Annotated in this window: 12 protein-coding genes, 1 tRNA gene and 1 other RNA gene; 4 read left to right on the top strand and 10 right to left on the bottom strand. The window is 68.6% G+C overall.

Going from position 1 to position 15,022, the window contains the following annotated elements; all coding sequences use genetic code 11:
• Positions 1 to 45 precede the first annotated feature (45 nt).
• The gene (gene glnA / locus MTE01_RS07565) at positions 46 to 1,470 is read left to right on the top strand and encodes a type I glutamate--ammonia ligase (RefSeq protein WP_103209374.1); all 1,425 of its coding nucleotides are present in this window, start codon (positions 46 to 48) and stop codon (positions 1,468 to 1,470) included.
• 95 nt (positions 1,471 to 1,565) lie between these two features.
• Here glnA (MTE01_RS07565) and MTE01_RS07560 read toward each other — a convergent pair whose 3' ends face one another.
• Genes MTE01_RS07560 through MTE01_RS07550 form a run of 3 tightly spaced genes read right to left on the bottom strand, consistent with a single transcriptional unit; the run spans position 1,566 to position 3,079 of the window.
• Entirely contained in the window at positions 1,566 to 1,877 is a 312-nt protein-coding gene (locus tag MTE01_RS07560; protein WP_141376653.1) for a DUF2277 domain-containing protein, read from the bottom strand.
• A 27-nt stretch (positions 1,878 to 1,904) separates the two neighbouring features.
• Positions 1,905 to 2,240, bottom strand: coding sequence for a hypothetical protein (locus MTE01_RS07555; protein WP_103209370.1), 336 nt, complete (start codon positions 2,238 to 2,240; stop codon positions 1,905 to 1,907).
• Positions 2,237 to 3,079, bottom strand: a complete 843-nt coding sequence (locus tag MTE01_RS07550) for a GNAT family N-acetyltransferase (protein ID WP_141376651.1) — start codon at positions 3,077 to 3,079, stop codon at positions 2,237 to 2,239. Before MTE01_RS07550 ends, MTE01_RS07555 begins: the two co-directional genes overlap by 4 nt.
• Positions 3,080 to 3,167: 88 nt before the next feature.
• Between MTE01_RS07550 and MTE01_RS07545 the strand changes: the two genes are divergently transcribed.
• A complete protein-coding gene (locus tag MTE01_RS07545) occupies positions 3,168 to 4,868 on the top strand; it encodes a long-chain-fatty-acid--CoA ligase (RefSeq protein WP_141376649.1) in 1,701 nt (566 codons plus the stop codon).
• A gap of 46 nt (positions 4,869 to 4,914) precedes the next feature.
• Here MTE01_RS07545 and MTE01_RS07540 read toward each other — a convergent pair whose 3' ends face one another.
• From MTE01_RS07540 to MTE01_RS07530, 3 genes are read right to left on the bottom strand one after another with little or no spacing between them, the layout of a single operon-like run.
• Positions 4,915 to 7,905 carry a bifunctional [glutamine synthetase] adenylyltransferase/[glutamine synthetase]-adenylyl-L-tyrosine phosphorylase gene (locus MTE01_RS07540; RefSeq protein WP_141376647.1) on the bottom strand — a complete coding sequence of 997 codons (2,991 nt, stop codon included), beginning with the start codon at positions 7,903 to 7,905 and terminating at the stop codon, positions 4,915 to 4,917.
• A gap of 10 nt (positions 7,906 to 7,915) precedes the next feature.
• Positions 7,916 to 9,256 (bottom strand): type I glutamate--ammonia ligase, encoded by a 1,341-nt coding sequence (gene glnA, locus MTE01_RS07535; protein WP_103209965.1) that lies wholly within the window; start codon positions 9,254 to 9,256, stop codon positions 7,916 to 7,918.
• Between the two features lie 25 nt (positions 9,257 to 9,281).
• Positions 9,282 to 9,485, bottom strand: a complete 204-nt coding sequence (locus MTE01_RS07530; RefSeq protein WP_174799662.1) for an SPOR domain-containing protein — start codon at positions 9,483 to 9,485, stop codon at positions 9,282 to 9,284.
• 96 nt (positions 9,486 to 9,581) lie between these two features.
• Between MTE01_RS07530 and ppgK the strand changes: the two genes are divergently transcribed.
• The gene (ppgK, locus tag MTE01_RS07525) at positions 9,582 to 10,367 is read left to right on the top strand and encodes a polyphosphate--glucose phosphotransferase (protein ID WP_103209358.1); all 786 of its coding nucleotides are present in this window, start codon (positions 9,582 to 9,584) and stop codon (positions 10,365 to 10,367) included.
• A 3-nt stretch (positions 10,368 to 10,370) separates the two neighbouring features.
• Here the strand turns inward: ppgK and MTE01_RS07520 are convergent, their stop codons facing one another.
• The 4 genes from MTE01_RS07520 to MTE01_RS07505 form a co-directional block, all read right to left on the bottom strand.
• Positions 10,371 to 10,661 carry a hypothetical protein gene (locus tag MTE01_RS07520; RefSeq protein ID WP_116239797.1) on the bottom strand — a complete coding sequence of 97 codons (291 nt, stop codon included), beginning with the start codon at positions 10,659 to 10,661 and terminating at the stop codon, positions 10,371 to 10,373.
• Positions 10,662 to 10,853: 192 nt separating this feature from the next.
• An RNA gene (gene rnpB / locus MTE01_RS07515) (RNase P RNA component class A) lies at positions 10,854 to 11,221 on the bottom strand.
• A gap of 37 nt (positions 11,222 to 11,258) precedes the next feature.
• A complete protein-coding gene (locus tag MTE01_RS07510) occupies positions 11,259 to 12,965 on the bottom strand; it encodes a bifunctional 3'-5' exonuclease/DNA polymerase (protein WP_141376645.1) in 1,707 nt (568 codons plus the stop codon).
• 12 nt (positions 12,966 to 12,977) lie between these two features.
• The gene (locus tag MTE01_RS07505) at positions 12,978 to 13,706 is read right to left on the bottom strand and encodes a zinc ribbon domain-containing protein (RefSeq protein WP_141376643.1); all 729 of its coding nucleotides are present in this window, start codon (positions 13,704 to 13,706) and stop codon (positions 12,978 to 12,980) included.
• Positions 13,707 to 13,969: 263 nt separating this feature from the next.
• On the opposite strand from MTE01_RS07505, the gene MTE01_RS07500 reads away from it, so the two are divergent.
• Positions 13,970 to 14,042 (top strand) — tRNA-Val (locus MTE01_RS07500).
• Positions 14,043 to 15,022 lie beyond the last annotated feature (980 nt).

The following is a 15,022-nucleotide window of genomic DNA, read 5'->3' as shown; positions in this document are numbered from 1 at the left end:
GGCCGAGGCCGGCATGATCCCGAATGTTCTACCTCTGGAGTCTTCATGTTCAAAGATTCGTCCGAGGTGCTGAAGTTCATCCAGGACGAGGACGTCAAGTTCCTCGACATCCGTTTCACGGATCTTCCTGGTGTGCAGCAGCACTTCAACATCCCCGCCTCGACCGTCGACGAGGAGTTCTTCACCGTCGGACAGCTGTTCGATGGCTCGTCGATCCGCGGGTTCGCGAACATCCACGAGTCGGACATGCAGCTGATCCCCGACGTGACCACGGCGTACGTCGACCAGTTCCGCGAGGCCAAGACCCTCGTCATGATCTTCGACATCTACAACCCGCGCAACGGTGAGATCTACGGCAAGGACCCGCGCCAGGTCGCCAAGAAGGCCGAGAAGTATCTCGCCTCCACGGGCATCGCCGACACCGCGTTCTTCGCCCCCGAGGCCGAGTTCTACATCTTCGACGACGTGCGTTACGAAGTGAAGCAGAACTCGAGCTTCTACTCGGTCGACTCCGAGGAAGGCGCCTGGAACACCGGTCGCGAAGAAGAGGGCGGAAACCTCGCCAACAAGACCCCGTACAAGGGCGGCTACTTCCCCGTCTCCCCCGTCGACAAGACGGCGGACCTCCGCGACGACATCACGCTCAAGCTGATCGAGGCGGGCTTCGCTCTCGAGCGCTCGCACCACGAGGTCGGCACCGGTGGTCAGCAGGAGATCAACTACCGCTTCGACACGATGCTGCACGCGGCCGACGACATCCTGAAGTTCAAGTACATCGTCAAGAACACCTGCGAGCAGTGGGGCAAGGTCGCGACCTTCATGCCCAAGCCGCTCTTCGGCGACAACGGCTCGGGCATGCACACCCACCAGTCGCTGTGGAACGACGGCAAGCCGCTGTTCTACGACGAGACCGGATACGGCGGGCTCTCCGACATCGCCCGTTGGTACATCGGTGGCCTGCTGGCGCACGCGCCGGCCGTCCTCGCCTTCACCAACCCGACCCTCAACAGCTACCACCGTTTGGTGAAGGGCTTCGAGGCGCCGGTCAACCTGGTGTACTCGGCCGGTAACCGCTCCGCTGCCATCCGCATCCCGATCACGGGCACCAACCCCAAGGCCAAGCGCATCGAGTTCCGCGCGCCCGACGCCTCGGGCAACCCGTACCTCGCGTTCGCGGCTCAGCTCATGGCCGGTATCGACGGCATCAAGAACCGCATCGAGCCGCACGAGCCCGTCGACAAGGACCTCTACGAGCTCCCCGCCGAAGAGGCCAAGAACATCCCGCAGGTTCCGAACTCGCTGCTCGACTCGCTCGAGGCTCTGCGCGCCGACCACGAGTTCCTGCTCGCCGGTGGCGTCTTCACGCAGGAGCTGATCGACACCTGGATCGAGTACAAGATCGAGAACGAGATCCAGCCGATCGCCCAGCGCCCGCACCCCTTCGAGTACGAGCTGTACTTCGGGGTCTGATCGCCCGATCATCCACGTCGACGCCCGTTCCCGCCGTTTCGCGGGGGCGGGCGTCGTCGTTCGCCGGGATATGCCAGGAGTGGCGGCATCCCGTCTCAGTCTGCGCGCGCCGCGCGCTTCTGCTCCTGGAACAGGCGAATCGCCTCGTACCGTTCGGCGGAGCGGGCCTGACGCTTCGCCGCCTCGACCTCGCGCACCTTCGGCGGGGCATTCGTCACCAGGTCATCGAGCAGGTGCCGGACGGATGCCGAGATCTCAGCCACGGCACGATCGAAGACGTCCGTATTCGCCCGCGACGGCGACGTCGACCCCACGATCTTGCGTACGAACTGCAGCGCTGCGTCGTGGCACTCGGCATCCGTCGCCGGGGGCGTGAAGTTGTGCAGGGGAACGATGTTGCGGCACATGCCCGACAGGCTAGGCCGATCGACCGCTCACCGCGAGGGACGTCGCCTCGCCTCGCGGGGGACGTCGTGCCAGGTGCGGGCCAGGCGGACAGCCAGCGCGGCGCCATAGACGAGGCAGAGAGCGGCGAACGGTCCGCCGATCCAGACCATGACCCCGGCCGGGATGTGCCGCCGACCCGAGCCGAGGGCCTCTCCCCATTCGAGGGTGCCGGAGCCGAGCTCGGCGAGGATCGAGAGCACGTACCCGCCGAGCGCCGCTCCGAACACGATGGCGCCGATGACCAGGAGCAGCGCCCGCGTGCGTCCGCGCGCACGCAACTGGCGATCCAGCTCGCGCGTCCAGCGCCCTCCGGCCCGGCTCACGGGGCGGGGATCTCGACGAGGCGGAACCAGCGCCCGGTCGGGGCGAGGCGGGACAGCGCGGGGAGGAAGTGCGGGTCGCTCACGTGTCCGTCGAAATCGACGAGGGTCAGACCCCGGTGCGCGAGGATCGCCATCGCGCGGCGGATGCATCCCTCGACGAGGTGCTCGCCGCCCGGCTGATCGCGCGTCGTCGTCTCGGCGACGATGAGCGCCGGGTCCGTATCGACGAAAGTGAGAGCCAGAGCCAGGATGCCGCCCGAGTCGTCCACCGCGACGGCGGACGCATCGGCGTCGAGGTCGTCCCAGAGCCCCTCGACAAGAGCGTGTTCGAAACCGTCGCGTACCGGGCTCCAGTTCTCGTGCGTCCAGCGGTACATCGCGGCGAAGGCTGTCTCGACGTGGGACCGGTCGACTCCCGCGAGCGGTTGCACGTCGGCGTGGGGACGCAGCTCCCTCCGGAGATCGAGGGCCGCACGTGCGGGCGGCACGATCTGGATCGTGCGGGCACCGAGCGCGTCGGCGAAACGCATGGCTTCGTCGTCGACGTACCCACGGGCCATGAAGGGCAGATCGCGTGATCGCAGGGTCGACAGATGCCCCACCAGGGCGGTGCCGATGCCACTGCGGCGCCTCGCGGGATCCACGACGACCTCGAGCCAGAAACGGTCCTCGTGCACGCGTGACAACCAGATCGCTCCCGCGGCCACGACCACGTCGCCGTCGAGAGCCACAGCAGAGCGCGTCTCGTCGTTTCGCCAGCGGTCCCCATCGAGAGAGCGGCCGCCCCACCATGACGGCGAGGCCGCGAGGTCGTCGTCGGTCAGTGGTCGGAAGTGCACTCCCCCATCGAATCAGGTCGTCGGCTTCCCGGCATCCCCCCAGGTCAAGCGCCGCCGGGATGCCCGAGGGGCACGGGAGGATAGGACTATGCCGGAGTCTCCTTACGCGTCTCGTCCGTGGTCGTCCTCCTACGCCGAGGGTGTGCCCCTCGACATCGACGAGCCCTCGCAAACGCTTCCCGACATGCTGGCGGCATCGGTCGCCCAGTTCGGCAAGAAAACCGCGCTCGAGTTCTTCGGGGCGCCCACCACCTACCGTGAGCTCGGGGACCAGGTGTCCCGAGCCGCCGAGGGACTACGGCGCCTCGGTGTGCGGGCAGGTGACCGCGTCGCTCTCGTGCTGCCGAACTCCCCGCAGCACGTGGTCGCGTTCTACGCCGCGCTGCGACTCGGGGCGATCGTCATCGAGCACAACCCGATCTACACCCCGCGTGAGCTCCGCCACCAGTTCGAAGACCACGGAGCGCGGTTCGCGATCGTGTGGGACAAGCTGGCCGACACCGTCGCCGAGTTCCCCGCCGACCTCGCGCTCGAGAAGATCGTCAGCGTCGACATCACGGCCGCGCTCCCGCTCGCCAAGCGCCTGGCGCTGCGTCTGCCCATCGCGAAGGCGAAGGCCGCGCGTGAGCAGCTCACGAGCACCCCGCGCTCGAAGCGGCCGCTCGCGTGGGAGAAGCTGCTGACGCACGGCACGCTCTCGCGTAAGCACGCGGGGCCGGTTCTCGACGACATCGCACTGTTGCAATACACCAGCGGCACCACAGGTACGCCTAAGGGTGCGGTCCTCACGCACTCCAACCTCCGCGCGAACGCGATGCAGGGTCGCGCGTGGGTACCCGGCCTGCGCGACGGTGAAGAGACGTTCTACGGTGTGCTCCCGCTCTTCCACGCCTACGGACTCACGCTCTGCCTTACGTTCGCGATGAGCATCGGCGCGAAACTCGTGCTGTTTCCCAAGTACGACCTCGACCTGGTGTCGGCGGCGGCGAAGAAGAGTCCGCCGACGTTCCTTCCGGCGGTTCCCCCCATCTACGATCAGCTCGCGCGCGCGGCAGCGCGCGGCACCCTCGATCTGAGCAGCGTGCGGTTCGCGATCTCAGGCGCGATGAGTCTGCCTGTCGCCACCGTGGATCGCTGGGAGGCCGCCACCGGCGGATTGCTCGTCGAGGGCTACGGCATGACGGAGTCCTCGCCCGTGGCCCTCGGCAATCCGATCGGACCGTCGCGCCGACCCGGAACGGTGGGCGTGCCGTTCCCCAGCACCGACATCCGCGTCGTGGACCCCGACGACCCCACCGTCGACCGGCCCCAGGGCGAGGCCGGCGAGCTGTTGCTGCGTGGTCCGCAGGTCTTCCAGGGCTACTGGAACCGTCCGTCCGACACGGCGGAGACGCTGCTCGACGGCGGCTGGCTGCGGACGGGCGACATCGCCACGGTCTCGCCCGACGGATTCGTCACCATCGTCGACCGACTGAAAGAGATCATCATCACCGGCGGCTTCAACGTCTCGCCGAGCGAGGTCGAAGACGTGCTCACCTCGCACCCCGACATCGCGGGAGCGGCTGTGGTCGCTCTTCCGAAGTCCAGCGGCCAAGAAGACGTCGCCGCGGCGATCGTGCTGCGCGAGGGCGTGCACGTCGAGCCCGACGCCATCCGCGACTTCTGCAAGACGCGTCTCGCGGCCTACAAGGTTCCGCGCCGTGTCGTGGTGGTCGACGATCTCCCCCGTTCGCTCATCGGCAAGGTGCAGCGCCGTGAGGTTCGCGAACGCCTGATGTCCAAAACATGAGAGGAAGGGATGCCGCTGTCTCGCGGCATCCCTTCGCTTGCGGCCGTCAGCCGTAGAACAGCTTGTCGAAGACGCGGCGGGCGCGTCGGGTCACGCCGAAGTAGTCTTCCTCGACCTGCGTCGCGGAGCGCGGCGCATACTCCAGGATGCGGCCGATGCCGTCGAGTTTGGCGCGGTCGACGGGGAGGACGTTACTCGTCTGCCCCGAGAGCAGCGTGTTCGCGGACCGCAGGCGGCTCGCCAGGTGCCACGCGGCGGCGAGCTTGTCGGCTGCCTCGCCCTCGATGTGGCCCGCATCGATGGCGGCCTCGAGCGCTTCGAGGGTGGACGTCGTGCGCATCGCCGGGGTCGCGCGGGCATGCTGCAGCTGCAGCAATTGCACCAGCCACTCCACGTCGCTGATCGACCCCGGGCCGAGTTTGAGGTGTCGCGCAGGGTCGGCTCCCTGCGGCAGGCGCTCGTTCTCGACGCGCGCCTTGATGCGGCGGATCTCGCGCAGACCGTTCTGGTCGGCCGTGACCGGGTAACGCACCTCATCGGCCAGTTCGAGGAACGCTCCGATGAGTTTGACGCTGCCGGCCACGCCGCGTGCGCGAAGCAGCGCCTGAGCCTCCCACGACAGCGACCATCGCCGGTAGTACTCGGCGTAGGCGTCGAGTGAGCGGGCGAGAGGTCCGCTGCGCCCCTCGGGACGCAGCTCGGCGTCGAGGTCGAGCGGTAGACGGTGGTCTTCGGAGTGCTCGCGCAGGCCCGCGACGAGCTTGAGAGCGAGTTGACTCGCCCGCTGCGGGTCGATGCCGTTGGCGCGGTAGACGTACATGACATCGGCATCGGAACCGAAACCGAGCTCCCGGCCGCCGAAGCGCCCCATCGCGATGACCGCGAAGTCGAGGTCGTCGTCCTCGGGGGGTACGACGATCCGGCGCACGGCGCGCAGAGTGGCCTGGATCGTGACCTCGGTGATGGTCGTCAGGGCGTCGGAGAGCTCCTCCAAAGACACCGTGCCGAGCACCGCGGCCATCGCGACGCGCAGCATCTCGCGGCGACGCAGGGCACGCACCGAGCGCATCGCGTCGTCGATGTTCTGCCAGCGCGTCTGAATCGCTCGGGCCTCTTCTTCGAGGGCCTTGCCGGAGCGGGGACGCAGCAGGGCATCGTCGTCGAGCCAGGCGACCGACTCGGGGATCCACTCCATGAGCTCGCCGATGTACCGCGAACCGGACAGCACGCGCGTGAGGCTCTCGGCGGCACCCGCTGAGTCGCGCAGCATCCGCAGGAACCACGGGGTGTTGCCGAGCCGCTCGCTGATGCGACGGAAGACGAGCAGTCCGTAGTCGGGATCGACGCCATCGGCGAACCATCGGATCATGATCGGCATGAGATGCCGCTGGATCGTGGCCTTGCGACTCAGTCCGCTGGTCAGCGCCGCGATGTGTCGCAGGGCGCCGGCCGGGTCGCGGAAGCCGATCGCGGCCAACCGGTCGCGCGCTTGCTCGGTCGAGAGCGTCCGTTCCTCCTCGGGAAGGGCGGCGACGGCCGAGAGCAGCGGACGGTAGAACAGGCGCACGTGGATATCGCGCACCTCGCGCTTGATGCCCTCCCACACCGCCTGGACCCCGGATGCCGAGTCCGCGAGCCGGGACGCCCGTGCGAGCACCCTCAGGTCGTCGTCCTTCTCGGGGAGGAGAGCCGTCCTGCGCAGTCCGCGGAGCTGAAGGCGGTGCTCGAGCAGCCGAAGGAGGCGGTAGTCGCGACCGAAGGCCTCGGCCTCGCTCCGACCGATGTACCCCTCGGCGACCAGGGCATCGAGCGCCTCGAGCGTGCCGCGCTGACGGATGCGCTCGTCGGTGAGACCGTGCACGAGCTGGAGGAGCTGCACGGTGAACTCGACATCGCGAATACCGCCGGGGCCGAGCTTGAGCTGCCGGTTGACCTCGGCGGCGGGGATGTGGTCGGTGACGCGCTCGCGCATGCGCTGCACGCCCTCGACGAAGTTCTCACGTGCGGCGCTGTGCCAGACGAGCGGCTGGACCGCCGCGACGTACTCGGCGCCGAGCGTCGCATCACCCGCGATGGCGCGGGCCTTCAGCAGCGCCTGGAACTCCCAGCTCTTGGCCCACCGGGCGTAGTACTGCTCGTGGGAGGCGAGGCTGCGCACCAGGGCGCCCTGCTTGCCCTCGGGGCGCAGGTTCGGGTCGACCTCCCACAGGGGCGGCTCGATCTCGGGTCCCGAGATGCCGCGCATCGTCTGCACGGCGAGGCGCGTGCCGATGTCGATCGCCCTCGCCTCGGAGACCACCTCTTCGTCGGCGGAACCGCCGACGAAGATCACGTCGACGTCGCTGACGTAGTTCAGCTCGCGCGCACCGGTCTTGCCCATCGCGATGATCGCGAACCGGGTCGCCTCGACCTGGTCACGGGGAAAGGACCCCGGCCCCGGAGAGGAGACCCGCGCGCGAGCCACGCTCAGCGAGGCTTCGAGGGCAGCCCCCGCGAGGTCCGCCAGCGCGGAGGCCACGACGGGGATGGCCCCGGCCGGGTCGTCTTGGCCGAGGTCGTAGGCGGCTATCCGGGCCAGCAGACGGCGGTAGCGAACGCGCAAAGCGACCCAGGCGGCATCCGACGAATCCGCGGCGAAGCCCTCGACATCGCCGACGGATGCCAGAAGCTCGGCGCGCATGGAGGGCTCATCGGGCACCGTGAGCCCCGCCCCCGACAGATGAACGATCTCGTCGGGATGACGCAGATAGAACTCGGCGAAGCCGTCGGACGCGCCGACCAGATCCCAGAGGGCACGCCACGCGCCCGCGTCCGCGGCGGTCGCGCGAACAGCGTCGCGATCACGGCGGGCGACCTGCAGGATCGACAGGAGCGCGCGGTCGGGATCCGCGACGCGCTGCGCGAGCTGCATGGCATCCGCCCGCTCGACTCCCACCGACTCCTCGAGCTCACTGAGCAGGGTGTCTGCTTCGGTGAGCCGCGAGAAGCCGGTGCGAGCGAGGGCGGTGAGCGCGGTGGAGCGATCGCCCGACGTCATGGAACGACCGTCAGAGTGCTTCGAGGTTGCTCGCGAGCTCGAACGGCGTCACCTGGGCGCGGTACTGCTGCCATTCGCGACGCTTGTTGAGCAGCACGTACTTGAAGACCGTCTCGCCCAGCGTCTCGGCGACGAGCTCCGACTCCTCGAGGTACTCGAGGGCGTGGTCGAGGCTCGCGGGAAGCGGCGCGTAGCCGAGGGCACGGCGCTCGGTGTCGCTGAGCGACCACACGTTGTCCTCCGCCTCGGCGGGGAGCTCGTACTCCTGCTCGATGCCCTTGAGGCCGGCCGCGAGCATGAGCGCGTACGACAGGTAGGGGTTCGCGGCGGAGTCGAGGGCGCGGTACTCGACGCGGGTCGACTGGCCCTTGTTGGGCTTGTACAGCGGCACGCGCACGAGAGCGGAACGGTTGTTGTGGCCCCAGCAGATGAAGCTCGGTGCCTCGTCGCCGCCCCACAGGCGCTTGTACGAGTTGACGAACTGGTTCGTCACGGCCGAGATCTCGTTCGCGTGGCGCAGCAGCCCCGCGATGAAGTGGCGACCGACCTTCGAGAGCTGGTACTGCCCGCCCTCTTCGTAGAAGGCATTCATGTCGCCCTCGAAGAGCGAGAGGTGCGTGTGCATGCCGCTGCCGGGCTGCCCACTGATGGGTTTCGGCATGAACGTGGCATACACGCCCTGCTCGATCGCGACCTCCTTGACCACCGTGCGGAAGGTCATGATGTTGTCGGCCGTGGTGAGGGCGTCGGCGTACCGCAGGTCGATCTCGTTCTGGCCGGGGCCGCCCTCGTGGTGGCTGAATTCGACCGAGATGCCGAGGTCTTCGAGCATGCGCACCGAGCGGCGGCGGAAGTCGTGCGCCGTGCCGCCGGGGACGTTGTCGAAGTATCCGGCCGAGTCGACGGGCTGCGGGCGTCCGTCCGCGCCGAGCTGCGATGACTTCAGCAGGTAGAACTCGATCTCGGGGTGCGTGTAGAACGTGAACCCCGCGTCGGCCGCCTTCGCGAGCGTGCGCTTGAGAACGTGTCGCGGGTCGGCGACGGCGGGTTGGCCGTCGGGCGTCGTGATGTCGCAGAACATGCGCGCCGTCGGGTCGATCTCCCCGCGCCACGGAAGGATCTGGAAGGTCGTGGGATCGGGGTGCGCCAACAGGTCGGACTCGTACGAGCGCGTGAGACCCTCGATCGCGGAGCCGTCGAAGCCGAGCCCCTCGGCGAAGGCGCCCTCCACCTCGGCGGGGGCGATCGCCACCGATTTGAGCGTGCCGACCACGTCGGTGAACCAGAGGCGGACGAACTTGACGCCCCGTTCCTCGATCGTGCGCAAGACGAAATCGCGCTGCTTGTCCATCGTCATCCCTCGTTTCGGTGGGCGTTCAGCGGGTGGAGCCGGAGCCCCAGTCGTCGCGGGCCTCTTCTTCGGCCCACTGCTTCGACCGCTCCTTCATGAGCTGCGGCGCGTTGGCCGCTTCTTCTGCGGTGTCGAAGGGACCGGCGCGATCGACCGCGGGCGACTCGTACCCCTGCTCGACCTTCCCGGTCTCGAGGTTGTACCAGTACTTCTTGTCTTCGTCGCTCACGATCGCTCCTCACGTGGATCTCGCGTCTCGGCGCGAACCGCCGGTGCTCCCCCGATCCTACTGATCCCGACCGTGCGGCTGGATAGGCTGAGGGGTATGGCAACGAATGCGTCTCGTGCGGTCGGAGTGGACATCGGCGGAACCGGCATCAAAGCGGGAATCGTGGATCTGGATGCCGGGGAGCTCGTCAGCGACCGTGTCAAGGTCGCGACCCCCGCGGGTGCGGAGCCGGCCGACGTGCTGGCGGCGGTGCACCAGGTGCTCGAGACCCTCCAGGCCCCCGCGGATCTGCCGCTGGGCGTGGCCTTCCCGGCCATCGTGAAGGGCGGTCGCACCCTGTCGGCCGCGAACGTGTCGAAGTCGTGGATCGGCTTCGAGGCCGAGAAGTTCTTCGAGCACGGGCTCTCGCGCGACATCCACTTCGCCAACGACGCCGACGTCGCCGGCATCGCCGAGGTCCGCTACGGTGCGGCGAAGGGCGTCGACGGTCTCGTCATCCTCACCACGCTCGGCACCGGTATCGGGTCGGCCATGATCTACGACGGCGTGCTGGTGCCCAACAGCGAGCTCGGTCACCTGCAGCGCGCCGGCCACAAGAAAGACGCCGAGCACTTCGCGGCCTACTCCGCGATGGAGCGCGAAGAGCTGTCGTGGGAGAAGTGGGCGAAGCGTCTGCAGTGGTACTACGACTACGTCGAGTTCCTCTTCAGCCCCGACCTCATCGTCGTCGGCGGCGGCGTGTCGAAGCACTCCGAGAACTTCTTGCCCCTGCTGAAGCTGCGCGCTCCCATCGTTCCGGCGAAGCACCGCAACAACGCCGGCATCATCGGCGCGGCCTCGCTCGCGGTCCCGGTGCCGGAAGCCCTGCCCGCGGTCAAGTAGCGCTCACGCGGCGTTCTCGATCCGTCGGACGCTGACCGCGTTGCGCCACACGACGGGCGCCCAGTGCCCGCCCGCGCAGGGCACCTCGAGCATGACGACGCGGTCGTTGCCACCCGTCGCCCAGGCGGGCTCGCGGGTCGCGGCGCGGTTCGGCCAGGTCACCCATGCCCACACCGGGCGCTTCTGCGGATACCAGTCGATCGCTCGCGCCCCCCACGTCTCGGGTTGGAGCGTGCAGGGGGCGATGGATGCCAGCACCCGGGCGACCATCTCGTCGCTGACCCCTGTACCCATGCACCGGACCCCTTCCCCGGCCGTGCTCGAGTGTAAAACAGACATCCGACACCAGACATCGGTTCGACGAGCCGATGGTCTCGCGGTCGAACTCGGCCTCGACGGCCCTCCGGCGCGCGTGCCCCTCGCGCGACATCTCTCCGGGCCAGCTCTGCGGCGACGCCGCGATCGTCCGCCGATCGTCCCGGTGTGCGAATGGGCCGACCTGTACGCCGGGTTCTGTCCGGGGGTCGAAACCCCGTGGACGGTCATCTCTCTCGGCGACACGTTGCCGTGCCGCTCCAGCGGCCTACCCGGGGACTCGGCGAGCCGCGTCGTCATCCCCTGTCTGGCCTTGCTCCGGACGAGGTTTACCTCGCGGGTCGTGTCACCACGACCCCGGTGGTCTCTTACACCACCCTTTCACCCTTACCCCGCACCCCGAGGGGTCGAGGCGGTCTGCTCTCTGTGGCACTGTCTCGCGGATTGCTCCGGGTGGGCGTTACCCACCGTCCTGCCCTGTGGAGCCCGGACGTTCCTCGGCACGGGAGAACCCGTGACGCGACCGTCCAGCCGACCCATTCGCGTCAACCAGTCTACCGGCGCACTCTTTCGCTTTCAGCCCTTCTCGGCCGTCTCGCCGATCCGCAGATCGAGCGGGAAGTCGATGGGGAAGGTGCCGAACAACAGCCGCCCCGCCGAGGCCGCCGATTCACGCACGGCATCCGCGACGGCTTCGGCGTGCTCGAGCGGCGTGTGCACCACGATCTCGTCGTGGAGGAAGAACGCCAGGTGCGGAGAGCGTGCGAACACCGGACCCGATGCGGCCGCAGCGCGGGCGGCATCCACTTCGGGGAGCCTGGCGAGACGGGAGCGGAGGTCGGCCAGCCACGCCAGCGCCCACTCGGCCGCCGTGCCCTGCACAACATAATTGCGAGTGAACCTGCCCCGGTCTCGGGCGGAGCGGCGCGCGCGTGTCTCGTCGATTCCGGATGCCGCGGCGTCGCTCGCCCGTGACTGCAGGTCGCGCCACGAGTCGCCGGCCGTGGGAGACGTGCGGCCGAGCCAGGTGTGCACGACCCCGCCCTCCTCCCCCGTGCGCGCGGCGTCGTCGACGAGCTGCATCGCGCGCGGGAAGGTGCGCCGAAGGCGCGGCAGGAGCCGCCCACTCTCTCCCGTGGTGGCGCCGTACATCGCCCCCAGCATTGCGAGCTTCGCCTCGGCGCGGCTGCCGACGGCGCCGCGCTCGACGATGCCGGCGTACAGGTCGCGACCGGACGCCGCTTCGGCCAACGCCGTGTCGCGCGCCATTGCCGCGAGGACCCGGGGCTCGAGCTGGGCGACGTCGGCGGTTACGAGCGTCCACCCCGGGTCGGCGCGGACGGCGGTGCGAAGCGCCCGCGGAATTTGCAGCGCTCCCCCGCCGGATGATGCCCAACGGCCGGTGACGACGCCTGCGGCGACATAGACGGGGCGGAACCGGTCGGCGCGTACCCATTCGTCGAGCCACGCCCAGCCGTTCGCGGTGTAGAGCCGCATGAGCTTCTTGTACGAGATGAGGGGGTGCACCACCGGGTGATCGTGCTCGGCCAGTTCCCACCGGCTGGTGGACTGCACCAGCAGGCCAGCGCGGTGCAGCGAGCGCAGCAGCCGCGGCTGCGAGTCGAGCGAGGCGGCGGGGTCGCCCAGCGCCGCGCGGACCGTGGTGGCGGCCTGCTCGATGCGGGTGGGCAATCCTCCCCCGCGCCGCGCGCCGAGTTCTTCCTCGAGCAACGCTTCGTGCGCGGCGCGGCTCCAGGGGACGCCGGCGGCGTGCAGCTCTTCGGCGATGAGCGCCCCGGCCGATTCCGCCGCGCAGAGCAACCGCAGCGCCCCCGGATTCGTCGACGATCCGATCGCCGACACCTGTCGGCGGTACTCGGCGAGTGCCGCGTCGGCGCTCTCGGGAATCCCGGATGCCGACTCTCCCAGCTCGAAGAGCGTGTCACCGCCCGCGGGGGCCGAGGTGGCGGCATCCCAGGCCGTGGCGGCGCGCAGACCGTGGTCGTCGCGGACGGCGGCAGCGTCGCGGAGGATGGCGTGGACGAGACGCAGGTCCCACGCGCGAGCCACGCGCACCCCGGCCGTCAGGAGCCGGGAGTACACCGTCGTCGAATCTGCCCACACCCAGCGGACATCGCCACCCGCTTCGCGCAACGAGACCGCGGAGGCCAGTGCCTCAGCGTCGATCTCGACCGTGCGCGACGGCGCACCATCGGCATCCAGCTCGATCAGGGAGGCCCGCCCCGAGGGGGCGCTGCCGACCACGACCGTGTCAGACGGCACGGCCGTCTCGGGTCATCGAGACTCTTCTGTGCGGACCAGGATGGCGCCGCACTCGGGGCAGAACACGACCTCGTCGGTCTGGGCGCGGCGTACCGTGGCCAGGTCGCTCGGCGGAAGGACCATACGGCACGCCTCGCACGCGCCGGCGCGGAGGAGTCCCGCACCGTTTCCACGGGCTGCGAGACGCTCGTACAGGCCGAGCAGGTCGGTGGGAACGGACGCAGCGACGGCGTCGCGATCGCGGCGCGCACCCTCGAGACGCGTCGTCGCGTCAGACACGGTGGTCTTCGCGTCGGCACTCAGTTGTGCGCCCTGGGCGTTCGTCTCGGCGATCAGAGCCTCTTGTTCGGAGACCGCGGCATCCGCCGTCTCGAGGCGCTCCAAGAGCGCGATCTCCATGTCTTCGAGGTCGCTCTTGCGCCGCGTCAGCGAGGCGAGCTCGCTCTCGAAGCCCTGTGCCTGCTTGGGGTTCGACGACGCGGCGAGTCGTTCGGTGTCGCGCGCGATACGGGCGTCGACGACGGCGACATCGGACTCGAGACGCTTCAGCTCCGCGGTGATGTCGTCGCGCGCGTTGGCGCGGCTCGACAGCTCTTGCGTGAGCGTTGCCCGCTGCGCGAGGAGCTCGCGCACGCGCTCGGCCTGCGGCGGGTTGGCCGAGACCTTCTCGTCGCGACGGATACGGGCGTCGAGGTCGGCGAGGTCGAGCAGTTTGCGCTGGTCGGCGGGATCGGCATTCACAGGCTCCACGCTACCCCGGGGCTCCGACATCGGCGGTACGCGATCGCCGCGCGACCGGGCGGGGTCTGTGGTGCGCGGGGGCCGGAGCTGTCGATGGGCCAGATCACGGGGCCTCGGCGACGAGCCGCGGCCGTGAGAGGGCCAGATCACGCGACCTGGGCGAGGACGCACGACATGCCCTGTGCCCTCGCCCGGTTCACGTGACCTCGTGGCGGCAGTGGCGCGGGCCAGGAGCCGGGCGGACGCTAGACTCGATGCGTCCAGGGCCTTTAGCTCAGCTGGTAGAGCGCCACGTTTACACCGTGGATGTCGTCGGTTCGATCCCGGCAGGGCCCACCTAGAGAACACTGGGGAGTGCAAACCCCCCGGGCTCTCACGTTTATTGTCGCGTCTCCCGGTCGCCTTGCGCTCTTCGAACGCATGTTCGACACTGTTCGCATGGACGACTCTGGCCCCCGCTGGCACCCGACCATGCTCGCGCGGGAGCGTCAGCCCGCACGGTGGGAGTTCCTGGATGCATTGCGCCGAGTAGTCGGAACTATCGAACTCCGACACACGGAGGACGGCCCCCGCTACCGGGTCGAGTTCCGCGGGCAGCTTCTCGGGCGGGCCAGGTCTCTCCGGGTCGCGATGGAGCGCCTGCACCATGCTGTCGTCCAGGAAGGCGTCCTTGAGGAGGGGGGTAAATGGCCGGTAAAGCCCATATCGCGGACACGTGACACGCCGCGACACGCCGAGGGGAAGTTAATGCTCCTGTGCAAATGTTGGAGGGTATATATACCTCGTCGTCTGTGGACAACTTCGCGGTACGCGCCAGAGAACCGCGGAAATCAGCGCTCTTGTGGAGAGAGTGCTAACCGCGGATCTGTGGATAAAAGCGTGGACATTCTGTGTTGTACATGGGGAGGGACGTTGGAAAATCACACCGATGTAACTACTACCTTTTGCGGAGCCTTCGAATGTCCGTCCTCATATGTAGTATTGAGGTCCACGGTAAGTGAACACGGAAAAAGGCCCCCTGGTCAGTTGCAACCTGATCTGAGGGCCGGAAGTTTCAACTGCGAAGCGGAAACTTACTCCAAAGTACGCGTGCTCGTGGGCGCCCAGCAAATCCTTACGGGGCGTGTCGCTGAATCGCCTTTTGGAGGCACAAGATGGCTAAGGCCAACAACCAGGGGCTCCGGCCCGGGCAGAGCGCCCCTCGCTCAGGTCAGTACCAGCAGGTCGGTCCTCGCGGCGGAGGTGGTGCTGAACGCACCGTCGCGCGCGGCGAGCCGCTCCCGCCGACGCCGAAGCCGAACATGACGTATCGGCTC

Source organism: Microbacterium testaceum (genome assembly GCF_006539145.1).
GTDB classification, from domain to species: Bacteria; Actinomycetota; Actinomycetes; order Actinomycetales; family Microbacteriaceae; genus Microbacterium; species Microbacterium testaceum.
The sequence above is the reverse complement of the archived record's forward strand: the minus strand, read 5'-3'. Positions and strand labels throughout refer to the sequence as shown.